At 49.1% G+C, this 12,154-nt stretch carries 10 protein-coding genes; 5 read left to right on the forward strand and 5 right to left on the reverse strand.

Annotated elements, in window-relative coordinates; genetic code table 11:
• Window positions 1–61 precede the first annotated feature (61 nt).
• Window positions 62–2,662 (reverse strand): DNA gyrase/topoisomerase IV subunit A, encoded by a 2,601-nt coding sequence (locus tag NG792_RS20105; protein WP_261236564.1) that lies wholly within the window; start codon window positions 2,660–2,662, stop codon window positions 62–64.
• 173 nt (window positions 2,663–2,835) lie between these two features.
• Between NG792_RS20105 and NG792_RS20110 the strand changes: the two genes are divergently transcribed.
• Complete coding sequence (locus NG792_RS20110) at window positions 2,836–3,240, forward strand: response regulator (protein ID WP_261236565.1); 405 nt, start codon at window positions 2,836–2,838, stop codon at window positions 3,238–3,240.
• Window positions 3,241–3,339: 99 nt separating this feature from the next.
• Here the strand turns inward: NG792_RS20110 and NG792_RS20115 are convergent, their stop codons facing one another.
• Window positions 3,340–4,209, reverse strand: coding sequence for a tetratricopeptide repeat protein (locus NG792_RS20115; RefSeq protein ID WP_261236566.1), 870 nt, complete (start codon window positions 4,207–4,209; stop codon window positions 3,340–3,342).
• A 152-nt stretch (window positions 4,210–4,361) separates the two neighbouring features.
• Window positions 4,362–4,625, reverse strand: a complete 264-nt coding sequence (locus NG792_RS20120) for a hypothetical protein (protein ID WP_261236567.1) — start codon at window positions 4,623–4,625, stop codon at window positions 4,362–4,364.
• A gap of 114 nt (window positions 4,626–4,739) precedes the next feature.
• Here NG792_RS20120 and NG792_RS20125 point away from each other — a divergent pair, with 114 nt between their 5' ends.
• The 4 genes from NG792_RS20125 to NG792_RS20140 all read left to right on the forward strand — a co-directional run bounded on the left by NG792_RS20125 (window position 4,740) and on the right by NG792_RS20140 (window position 9,243).
• A complete protein-coding gene (locus NG792_RS20125) occupies window positions 4,740–5,288 on the forward strand; it encodes a hypothetical protein (RefSeq protein WP_261236568.1) in 549 nt (182 codons plus the stop codon).
• A gap of 334 nt (window positions 5,289–5,622) precedes the next feature.
• On the forward strand, window positions 5,623–6,045 hold the full coding sequence (locus NG792_RS20130) for a hypothetical protein (RefSeq protein ID WP_261236569.1): 423 nt from the start codon (window positions 5,623–5,625) through the stop codon (window positions 6,043–6,045).
• 66 nt (window positions 6,046–6,111) lie between these two features.
• A complete protein-coding gene (locus tag NG792_RS20135) occupies window positions 6,112–8,214 on the forward strand; it encodes an NACHT domain-containing protein (protein ID WP_261236570.1) in 2,103 nt (700 codons plus the stop codon).
• A complete protein-coding gene (locus NG792_RS20140) occupies window positions 8,215–9,243 on the forward strand; it encodes a HEAT repeat domain-containing protein (protein ID WP_261236571.1) in 1,029 nt (342 codons plus the stop codon).
• Between the two features lie 97 nt (window positions 9,244–9,340).
• Here the strand turns inward: NG792_RS20140 and NG792_RS20145 are convergent, their stop codons facing one another.
• Together NG792_RS20145 and NG792_RS20150 are read right to left on the reverse strand one after the other, a co-directional pair.
• Complete coding sequence (locus NG792_RS20145; protein ID WP_261236572.1) at window positions 9,341–10,048, reverse strand: Uma2 family endonuclease; 708 nt, start codon at window positions 10,046–10,048, stop codon at window positions 9,341–9,343.
• 567 nt (window positions 10,049–10,615) lie between these two features.
• Window positions 10,616–11,731 (reverse strand): tetratricopeptide repeat protein, encoded by a 1,116-nt coding sequence (locus NG792_RS20150; protein ID WP_261236573.1) that lies wholly within the window; start codon window positions 11,729–11,731, stop codon window positions 10,616–10,618.
• Between the last annotated feature and the right edge of the window lie 423 nt (window positions 11,732–12,154).

Below are 12,154 nucleotides of genomic sequence, written 5' to 3' on the forward strand. Positions count from 1 at the left end.
ATTATTCTACTGATGCACCCCACAAGAGGGAATTTTCCAGAACTTGTTGTCTGGCAATCCCTTAGACATATTGTTCCGCTTCGGGAGAGGAAACACTCAGGTAAACGAGGGTTTCTTTGGGTTCGAGTTTGATTAACCGATCGCCTGCGTCATCTTTGCGCTTGGATTTGACTGAGTTTACCGGCAACCGCAAGAAGCGATCGCTACTGGTGAGTAACTTTAACTCGGCATCCGGAAGCGCCGCCACCATTCCCACTAACCCATCGGTTTTATTTTTAAACGTCATCGACTGAGTACCCAAATCCCCCGGTTTCGCCAGTCGCACTAAATCCATCGGCAAGCGTTTCCCATATCCCAATTTAGACACCAGCAAGAGTTTCTCACTCTGACTGAGTGCGACACATCCCACCAAATTCTCACCCTTGCCTAAGCGCAATGCTTGCTGTGGCATAGAGGCGCGACTGGTAATCGGCAGATTGTCATCATCGATCGCAAATCGGAGTAGTCGTCCCCCAGAAGTGGCGATCGCAATATCTTGTCCCACTGTCGCTAAATTGGCATAAGCTAAAGCATCTCCCTCTTTTAGTTTAACTGCTGTTAATCCTCGCGCCGTCAAATTGGCAAATTCTGACAGGGGTAAGCGTTTAATTCTCCCCCGTTCCGTCAAGAAGATTAAATCCAAAGTTTCAGGATAATCTGAAAGGATAAACTGCGTGGCGATCGCATCAGGATTCCCATGTACCGCAGGCGGAAACAAACTCACGAACGGCGTTTTCTTCGCGCCTCGTTTATTCGCCGGAATATCCCCAACTTTAATCGAGAATCCCTTCCCATCCCGGGTCAAAATCAGCACATCCTGATCCGTAAACGCAACATGGGTTTCTACCACAAAATCCGCACCCGCTTCTAGGGTTTGAATCTCGGAATTTTCCTCCTGTTTCTGTTGCTGACGCTCATAAGTCGAAGGAGATAACCGTTGCACATACCCGCGTCGAGTAAACTCCAAAACCGTTTCTTCCGGTTCTGGGGGTGTAGCAAACAGCGGCAGAGAAGGCGCAACTTCTTCGGGAATCGCTGTGGTTTTGCCTTTGCGGGATTTAGTTTTGCTGGTTTCTTCCCCAGATTCAGGAGTTGCCACCAGCACTGTCTCATGATCCCGCGAGACACTGTAAATCCGGGTCCGCCTAGGGTCGCCATATTTCTTTTTGAGCGATCGCAACTCTTTCTTCAACCCTTTGAGCAATTCCCGGCGATCGCCCAGTAACCGTTCCAACTCCTCCCTACGGGTATTTAGCTGATCCCGTTCATCCTGCAATTTTTGCCGTTCCAACCCCGTGATCCGGCGCATCGGCATCCCTAAAATTGCATCCGCTTGGTTCTCCGTGAGTTCTAACTCGCTTTGCAATTCTGCTTTTGCCGTGGTGCCATCCGGCGCATTCCGCAAAATCTCAATGAGTGCATCTAAGTTGTTCAGCGCCTTGAGTAATCCTTCGACAATCTCCAAACGCTGCTGGGTGCGTTCCAGTTCATGAGTGTAAAGACGATTCAGCGTCTGTTCCCGGAAGGTTAGGAACTCCTGCAACATTTGCCGTAGGGATAACTGGCGCGGTTGTGCCTCCACCAGTGCCAACAGAATCGCACCGAAATTATTTTGCAGTGCGGTTTGGTGGTAGAGATGTTGCAGAACCACTTCGGGATTTGTTTCCCGTTTGAGTTCAATGACAACGCGAATCCCCTCGCGATCGCTCTCATCGCGCAGATCGGAAATTCCCTCTAACCGCCCATGATTGACCAACTCCGCGATTTTTTCAATCCAGGCGGATTTATTCACCTGATACGGCAACTCCGTCACCACGATCGCCTGACGCCGATGTTTGCCACGTCCCCCTTGGATTTCCTCCACCCTTGCCACCCCGCGCAACGGGATAATTCCCCGTCCCGTGGTGTAAGCCGATCGAATGCCTTCCGTGTCAATAATTTCCCCGCCAGTGGGGAAATCGGGACCGGGAATCAGGGTAAATAATTTCTCATCGGACAAATCCGGATTATCAATCAAAGCAACCAGTGCATCCACCACCTCCCCTAAATTGTGGGGAGGGACATTGGTTGCCATACCCACAGCAATTCCGGAACTGCCATTCAGCAGTAGCATGGGTAATTGTGCCGGTAAAACGATCGGTTCTTGCTGGGAATTATCAAAATTTCCGATAAAATCAACCGTCGCTTCGCCGATTTCCTGAAGCATGGCATCGCTGCCAATTTCGGCAAGGCGCGTTTCCGTGTAACGCATTGCCGCAGGCGGGTCGTTATCTACCGAACCAAAATTGCCATGACCCGCGAGGAGGGGATACCGACTGGAAAAGTCCTGGATCATCCGGACCATCGCGTCATAAACGGATTGATCGCCGTGGGGGTGATATTTACCAAGGACATCCCCAACCACCCGAGCACATTTCCGATAAGGGCGATCGGGAGATAATCCCAATTCGTGCATCGCGTACATGATCCGCCGGTGGACGGGCTTTAAGCCATCTCGGACGTCGGGCAACGCTCTCCCCACGATCACACTCATGGCATATTCAAGGTAGGACTGTTGCATTTCGACGTGCAAAGCAGTCGGGATAACCTGTCCAGTAGACAGTAGGTTCAATTGTTTAGCCATGAGTTTCGTTCCTTAAACCAAACCAACTTCCAACAGTGTCCTGCTTTTTTGCGCTCAATAACGCTATCGTTAGCGAAGAGAAGAAGATCGGAGGACACTTTGTCAGCGTACTATCATTTCTGACAGTCTGACGATCAAGCGCATCCGATTGATTAAATGAAAAGGAAAGGGATATGAGAACCGTTCTAATTGTGGAGGACGATCTGGTCAACGCTAGGGTTTTCTCTAAAATCCTCACCAAGCGGGGTGGCCTCAATGTCAAGCATACCGAAAATGTGGAAGAGGTGATGCAAATTGCCCAAGCCGGTGAGGCGGATGTGATTTTAATGGATGTGTCCCTGTCGCGCAGCGTTTACCAAGGCAAGGCAGTGGATGGCATCAAAATTACTCAAATGCTCAAAGCTGACCCCAAAACGTCCTATTTGCCGATTATTTTGGTAACGGCACACGCGATGGCGGGGGACAAGGAAGCTTTTCTCGAACAAAGTGGGGCCGATGGCTACATTTCTAAACCTGTGGTAGATCATCAGGAGTTCGTTGACCAGATTGCGGCCCTACTGCCCAAAGATGAGGGATGAAGGATGAAGGATAGGGTCTCAGGGATGGGAGATAGATTGATGGGGTGATTTTCATCCTTGAGCCTTTATCCTTCCACGTTTAGGCAATCCAGTCCAGGATTAAGGGCTGGATGGCGTGGGATCCAATTGCGCGAGGGTAGCTTGAATGCGGGGAGTTTCCAAGAATTTTTTGGTATCTTCCACAAGGCGACTACCCCAGAGGTTTTCCAGCAGAAAGTCCACTTCCCCATAACGCGGATCAATCCGCAATGCCGCTTCTCCGAGGGCTAGACCCTTTTCTTGATTCCCTTGAGCGTACATGGCAACAGCGATCGCCATCATGGGTTCCGCAGCTTCAGAGTCGATGCTGAGGGCTGTTTCCCACTGCTTGATCGCCGCAGTCGCATTCCCTTGTTCATATTCGACTAAGCCGATATTGTTAATAGCAGGCCAAAAGGTTTCATCCTGGGCAACAGCGCGTTCATATTGGGCGATCGCCTCTCGATACTCTCTTGTCATGTAGTAGGCATTGCCCAAATCGAATAAAGCCCCGGTGACATCCGGTTGGAGTTTTAATCCAGCTTGCAGGGAGTTAATCGCTTCCTGGTAATTTTGTTGCTGAAAATAAGCCGAACCGAGGGCAAACATCACCACATGATTCTCCGGATCCAGCGATCGGGCCTGTTCCAACGCCGCAATCCCCTTCGGCAACTCCTTCGACTGCAAATACAAGCTCCCTAAAATTCCCCAAGCTTGGGGAGCATTTGGCGCAAGCTGGGCTGCCAATTCTGCCCGGGCTAAAGCCAGCTCAAATTGCTGAAATCTCGCCAACTGAGCCGCTTCTTCCGCCAAAAATAACCCTTGCTGTTCCAACTGAGTCCCATCAAGCTGGAGAGCCCGAGGCAAGAAAGCCTGTCCCATCACAGGTGGAACCACCGTAAACAAACCAAGGGCGATGGACAGAGGAATCAAAAAATTGCGATTTGGCACAGTACCACCTTCCAACAAGACTAAGGGTTTTCATGGACCTTACAGCTTATTTCAGTGTAACTGGCAAAAATTCCAGGAAACCACCACGGGTTCAGAGAATTTCAGAGTTCGGGCATCATATCTCGGAGATATACCATAAAATCTCAGTTTTGTCAAGTCACCTCCGCTGTCTCCTCTTCGATATCGAACCATTCATCAGCCAAACCCAAGTCTCGTGCAGCCCAGCGAGTGGCTCCTTCTTGTAACTGTTGCTTGAGAGAATCTCGCTGCTTCTGGGCAATATAAAATTTAACCGCCTCGTTAATCAAAGCGCTGCGCTTGAGCAGAGCATCATCCGCAGAATCATCCGATTTCGTGAGTTTGTCAATCAGTCGAATTGTTTCTTCCGGTAAGAGGATTTGTAGCTGCTGGGTCATTTGGGCTAGACCTCAATTCGGGATGATTTGATTGTACAGGGATTGGTGGGAATTGGAAAGTTTCACTTAAGTTTGGGCTAAAATTGTTGATTTTCAGGAGTATAGACAAATAAAATGATAACTACACTAAATCTAAATCGTCATCGAAAAGCCAAAATTTGGCTAGGAGAGTTGCCCAATTTAATTAATCCCGAGCATGGATGCTTAGAGCGCTCCTTACCCGGTAGAACCTCTACCTTAACTCATCGACAACAGGGAGCCATTGAGATGCTCGTCCCCTCAGCGGGACGCGCTCTTTATGGACTGTTAGGGGGTGAATTTTTGCCCACTGACTCAGGAGAACTTATCGTCAAGGTGGCAGTATCGGAGAATGCCGAAATAGAAATGCCTGGGTCACTTGCCTCTAACCTCGATACAGTTTATAGGGGTTTGCCAGTTGAGTATGCAGACAGCGTATTTAATGGGATAGGTGACGCGGGGGAAATTCTCGGATCGGGGATATTATCTTGTAACTGCGCGGCACATAGTCCCGTTGGTTCATCGCCGCGTATGTTTCGCCAGATTGCACTTATCCTAGTCCGATTAATCGCTTCTCAAACAGCATCAGTATCAGAGGAAGAATTCACCGAGGAAGAATTAACGAGACTGGTTTCGGCAGGGTAACGGCAAGGCGATCGCCGGTTCAAAAACAGGATAGCCGCAACCAACCCGAGAAACCCGGTTTAAACACCGACATTTAGGGGGGAAATCATCAGGATTCAATCGAAGTATCAGGAGGCGATCGCATTTCAACCCATCCGATGCCCCCTTCACCGCCTATTTTTTCCGCAGAAACCACCACACCACCAGATTCACAAACAGCAGACACAGCTATTGCAACTGAAATTCTGGAGGTAAGCTGGCAGATCAAGCAACGGATCGGATACCTCAAATCTGCCCAAATCAGAGTAAAATCGGAAAATACTTCTAATGTCCTGCAATCATTACAGATAAATCAATGGAACCCGTGGAACTGACAGCGATCGCGATTTTGGTACTAACTCCAATTGCTCAAGGAGCGCTTGGAAAGGTAGGAGAAAATCTCCTAGAGAAAGGTGGTAATCTATGGAAACGGATCCAAGCCAAACTGCCGAAATTAGCTGCCGATCTAAAAAAGGCTAACCTAACCCCATTAGACTATGGTGAAGCAGTCTTGGAACTGGAAGCTGCTGCACAGGAAGATCCAGAAATTCGTGAAGCAGTCCAGGAAGTCGCAACACAAGCCCAGGCGGATCAACAACTGGCTGATGAGATCGCAAAAATTCGAGAGACTCTTAAATCTCAACCGCCAACCATTCAGAATTTGGCCAAACTGGCAGAAAAAATTGGATTTGTAAATCAAGGGATTATCCACAACCAGACAATCAACCAAACTTTTTGACTACAGCCGCCGGAACGGGATCCGGTTAAGTCAACTCCCCCCGACTGGCGCGAAGTCTGCGAAACGATGCTCAACCGCAGACTCAGCAGCAACCTCCTCACCGCCAACGAGGATATCAACTTTAACCTCGATGACATTCACGTTCCCCTGGCGCTGGTGGAACGACGCCAGCGCGACAAACGTCCGGGGGAGACTCGCGCCGAAGCGGGTTCGCAACTCTACGAACCCACGGGATATGAAGAAAAACAGCGGTTTGAACATGATCAGTTTTTGCAAGATATCCTCGGCAAAGGGGAAGGCAAAACCAAAGGGCGGCAGATTGCTATCATCGGCGAACCGGGTGCCGGAAAAACCACCCTGCTGCAAAAAATCGCTTTTTGGATTTTAGAGGAACGCTCAGATTTGCCGATTTGGATTTCCTTAGCGGACTTGCAGGGACGGGAACTCGGGGACTATTTGCTGGAAACTTGGCTAAAACAAGTGATTCCCTCATCGCGCCTGAGTGAACAGGTGCGAGAAGACTTTCTGGCGCAACTGGAACAAGGGCGGGTGTGGTTGCTGCTGGATGGGGTGGATGAGATGGCGACGGAAAGGGCCACTGGAGGATTGCCACTCCAGCAAATCGCCATGCAACTGAAAGGCTGGATCGCCTCAGCGCGGGTGGTTCTAACTTGTCGGCTTAATGTCTGGGAAGCGAATCTCAATGCTTTGGAAGCGTTCGAGACTTATCGGATGCTGAATTATGACTATCCCTCTAATGTGCAAGAGTTCATCCGTAAGTTTTTTGTAAAGGACCCTGCCAATGGTGAAGCACTGCGCCAGGAATTAGCCAAAGCGGAATATCAGCGCCTTCAGGATTTAGTCAAAAATCCTCTGCGGTTGACTCTACTGTGCAGCACTTGGCAAATCTCCGAAGGGTTGCCAGAAACTCAGGCAGAACTTTACAAAAAATTTGTGGGGAAAATTTATCAGTGGAAACAGAACTATTTCTCCACCACGGAACCGCAGCGTCAGCAACTTAACCACGCATTAGGAGAATTGGCGCGGCGAGGAATAGATGATGCCGCCTCTCCGTTTCGCCTGCGGCATCAGTTGGTTACCGAGGTACTGGGGGATTGTGATGATGATAAGTCTCTGTGTGCCTTAGCGCTGCAACTGGGTTGGTTAAATCAGGTGGGAGTGGCGGCAGAAGACGACACAGAGAAGGTTTACGCTTTCTATCACGCCACCTTTCAGGAATATTTCGCGGCGTTAAGCCTTGAGGATTGGGATTTTTTCCTGCCTAGAGAACATTGCGATCGCCCAGTTTCAGGAAGGCCCTATCGCATCTTTGACCCCCTGTGGAAACAGACAATTTTGCTGTGGTTGGGGCGCAAGGATGTACCGAAGGAAAAAAAAGAAGAGTTTATATCCCGGTTAATCGAGTTTGAGGATGGATGCAGAGAAGGGGAAAACCGATACAGGCGCGATCGCGGGTTTTATGAATATCGTGCCTATTTTCTCGCTGCTTCCGGAATCGCGGAGTTTAAGGAATGCGATCGGGCTGATGAGATTGTTGCTCAACTTGTTCGGTGGGGGTTTCGTTATTTTGATGAAGAAAAGCAAGAGTGGCCGACTTTCTTCGATCCGATAGAATTAGAGGTAAGAACAGTTTTAGGAGAAACAGAACCCACCAAGGCGATCGCGGCGTTATTCAATTTAATCGCTAACTCTGAAAATGTATATATTCGGTGGCAGGCGGCATATATTTTGGTGCAAATGGGCGCGGGCAACCCCACTGTGATCGCGGCGTTAGTCAATTTAATCGACCAGCCTGAATCTGAAGATACCCGGAGGCAATCGACAGAAAGTTTGGGTAAAATTAACGCGGGCAATCCAAAGGCGATCGCGGCGTTAGCCGATGTAATCGTCGCCTACTATGAATATAGATGGCCCATGAGGCTACTAGAGGCAGATAGTTTGGGTGAAATTATCGGCCCGGGCAATCCCATTGTGATCGCGGCGTTAGGCAATGTAATCGACCATACCAACAATGTAGATATTCGGTGTTTAGCGGCAGATAGTTTAGGTAAAATTGATCCGGGCAATCCGACCGCGATCACAGCGTTAGTCAATTTAATCATCGGCTACTATGAAGATAAATGGCCCAGGTGGAGTAGAGCGAGATAGATGATAAAAATTAGCAAGGGCAGGGCGATCCAATCAGTTCCCAAAAATAACCCTATATCTGAAGGGACCCTGACCCTGATGCGAGCAGCAGAAAGTTTGGGAGAAATTGACCCGGGCAATCCAGAGGTGATTGCGGCGTTGCTCAAAGTTATCGCCAACTCTGAATCTAAATGGACCCGAAGGACAGCAGCAGAAAGTTTGGGTAAAATTGACCCGGGCAATCCAGAGCCGATCGCGGTGTTAGTCAATTTAATAGCTAACTCTGAAAATAAATATACCCCCAGGCAAGCGGCTAGTTGGGGAGAAATTGGCGCGGGCAATCCAGAGGCGATGAAGGAGTCATTCAATTTAGCCGCCAACTTTGAAGATAAATATACCCGGAGGCAAGCGGCAGAAAGTTTGGGAGACATTTTGAGGGCAGAAGAACAGATGCAGTTTGCGGTGACTGGCTTGAAGGATTGCTTATCCCATGAGATTCATAAAAAGGACTTTCCTCTCTTTGAGAAATCCTTCCAAATCATCTGGCATTGCGCCCAAAACCTGTCCTATCCTGAATTTTATCGCGCTTGGCATGGTGAGGAGGATGAAGTAGAACCAGAACCAGTCTCCAATTTACCCCAGCGCCTCTATGCCAAATTAGAAGAAATGGGATTGTCTTCATCCCTCCAGTTAATCTGCATCGATGGCAGCAAGTTTATCGATAAAGATAATCCTGCTGCTAAAATCTACAATGAAATGCGCCGCGCTAACTGTCCCAAAAGTGCAGATGGCACACCGAAAACAATGGCGGATCTGCAATCCTATTGGGATGAATTGACGTTAGAATCGGAACAGGCGATCGTTTTAGTCTTTTACGAAACTCTAACTGTACCGGAAATGTCAGAATTTAGTGAGAGATTTCTCACTGATTTAAGCAAGCTTGATGGGGCGATTTGCGTGGTGACTGAGGCGCGAGTCAGTGGGTTGCAAACGTTTTCGCCGAATCAAGGGAATTGGCTTACAGAACTGGTCAATTGGATAAAAAATTGATACTTTTCAGATTATTAAGGTTCGCTCCCTTCTGGGAAAAATTGCCGGTTTTGTGACAATTTTTCCTAGTTGTTGCGCTTCCACAACTCAGAATAGGTCATTCCTCCGGTTCGATTCCCGCAGCACGAAGTTGAGCCGCTAATCGTTCAGCCCGTTGCTGTTCCTGTTCGACCCGTTCTGTACCCCATAAGAGTAAATTCTCATCTAAATCCCACCAGCGTAACCAGTATCCGTCCCGATTGTCTCGTTTTCCTTGCCATACTCCCAAGAATAGCTGCATTTCGGGTAGCCAAAACCGGCCTTCTTCATTTGCAGATTCTAGTTTATAGCGCTTGTTTTCCCCTAAACAATACAGTTCTAATGTACCCGTTTCTAGGTCAAAAATGCCATAGCTGGGAATTTGCAAAATCTGCTCGTAGTAGAAGAATTTCCCCGGGGGATAGGTTTCTTTGATGGAATATTCTCCCCCTTCCGTTTCTGATAAAAACTCCAGAACAAGGGCGGGAATTTCTCCTTGCAGTCGGGGGGTATAACTCCGCTCGACTTCCGAGCGTTTAACTGTAATATGGGGAATGTAAGCCCAATCGGGCGCTTTGACTACGAATTTGCCATTGAGGGTCGCACAAATGCCGTAGTTGGTGGTGGTGAGGGCGGTTTCTGGGAGTTTTCCCGCTAACTGTAGGCTTTCAGTTAAGGCTGCCGCAAGAGTTGGTTGATTGATATTATCCACGGGGTCATCAGGCAGCACAAAATCATCGGGCAACTTTTCCCAGGTGATCTGGTAAGTGGGGGTAGTGGCTAACATGATGATTCCTGCCAGGGTAGGGTTTATTAATTACTCTATCATAATCAGATTGATGAGGTTGTGCCACTCAGTCATCGGGTCACCCCGTTTTTAGTCCAGGGGTATAGAATGGGTTAGAAACCGGGTTTTTCAGAAAACTTTGGCTTGCGCGGCACTTCCGGTCCCCTCCCCTTGGCAAGGGGAGGGTTAGGGTGGGGTGTTGGCGGTGACGTGGAGATCGCCACGTCATGCAATCTTTCCAGCGAGCACGCCTGTATGGAGGCTAGTCCTACCTATTTCTTCGTGACGTGCGATCGCACATCACAAGAACCCCACCCTAACCCTCCCCTTGCCAAGGGGAGGGGACCGGAGATATCGCACGTCACAAGAACCCCACCCTAACCCTCCCCTTGCTAAGGGGAGGGGACCGGAGATATCACACATCACAAGAACCCCACCCTAACCCTCCCCTTGCTAAGGGGAGGGGACCGGAGATGCAGTTTCCGTAAGGAAAAGCAAATCACCATGAGCGTAAAAACCCTACCTTTGTACGGTTTCCAGTGCCGGGGAAATAACTCTCTCCTTCCCTTACAAATAGGGTTTAAGAAAAACTAGGCTGCTATACAAGTGAAAGGCCGGGTCCCAGGGAGTCGGTTGCACTCTGAACAGATGAATGTGAGAGGGGATGCGCTCTAGCATATCCGCTTCGGCAAGGGTGGTTTCGGCGAAGGGGGTAAAGTCGGTCCAGGTGGGGACTTCTGACAGGTGTTGTTTGAGGACTTTAATCAGGGTTTGCCATTTTAAGTGCATACTCATGCTGTCAATGCTGTATTTTTGCTTTTTCCCCGAGTTGTCTTGTCCCGGAATGAAGGCATATCCTTTGTCAAATTCATAATGTTCTTCGCACAGACGCAGGATGCAGCCTCTCCCCGGTAGGTGCAAGTCTTTCATTCCCACATATTCGTGCATTTCTTGTTTATAAGTGACTTCGGTGCGGCGATGGTTTTCGACAGCAACTTGTTTGAATATGGGGAGGTTGCCTTCAACTTGTTGGCTGACTTCGGACCAATTAAAGGCGATTTGACCCACGCGATCGCTCTCATCTTTGCAAATCACCACCGCCTGGGGTGCGATCGCCTCAAAATGACTGATGCGAAACACCCGCACTTGCTTAATTTCCTCTAAAGTGGCACAAAAACAATGGATTCCCGCTTGTCGCAGTTCGGAGACAAACACTCGCAATTCCCCGATCGCCCCAGTTCGATACATCCGCCAGGTTCTCGTTGGCAGCAACAGTTTAGCGTTATAGGGTTGTAGCTGCATAATCCGCGCAAACTTGACCACCAGTTCGCTTCTTTGTGCCACGTCAATCGGTTCAATCACCAGCAACCCCGGTTTAAGCTGGGATGGATCACTTTTGACTTGGGCGATCGCCTCCTTAACTCGTTCTTTAGGTCGGGTTTCGATGCGCTTTAACCCCTGCCGCGCCTGAGACACTATCTTGGGATTTGTTACCTCTCGCAATACCCGTCGATAGGCTTTCTCTGCCTTATCCAGTTTCCCGGTTTCTTCATAATAGCGCCCCACATAAAACCCCACCCAAGGATTCTGGGGTGATTCTTCACGGAGAGCTTTGAGTAATTTTGCCGCTTCTCGATAGTCTTGGCAGTCGAGCGCATTCACGACTTCTTCTATGGCAATCATAAATTGCGGGGGGATAAAACCAGGGGTTAATCTCAGGTTTCCCGATTTTACCGGGTTTGATGTCACAGTAAGGGCGATCGCCTCTCTCCGATTCCCCTCCACCTTACAAGACTATGTTTTTTACGGGGTAATTTTTCTCAAGTTTTGGGGCTGATTCCCCTCCCTTGGAGGGGTGCCCCGGAGGGGCGGGGTGGTAAATTCTAGCTAGTGAGCTGGTATTTATCTATGCTTCTTTACTCAAAAGTATCTGTCTGTTTCAAATCAAGAAACCACCCCGTCCCTTCGGGACACCCCTCCAAGGGAGGGGAATAAGGCTGTATCCTCCGCCAGATAAAGGGATTGAACCATGCTTCTTTACTCAAAAGTATCTGTCTGTTTCAAATCAAGAAACCACCCCGTCCCTTCGGGACACCCCTCCAAGGG

The sequence above is a fragment of the Laspinema olomoucense D3b genome, assembly GCF_025370785.1.
Lineage (GTDB): Bacteria > Cyanobacteriota > Cyanobacteriia > Cyanobacteriales > Laspinemataceae > Laspinema > Laspinema olomoucense.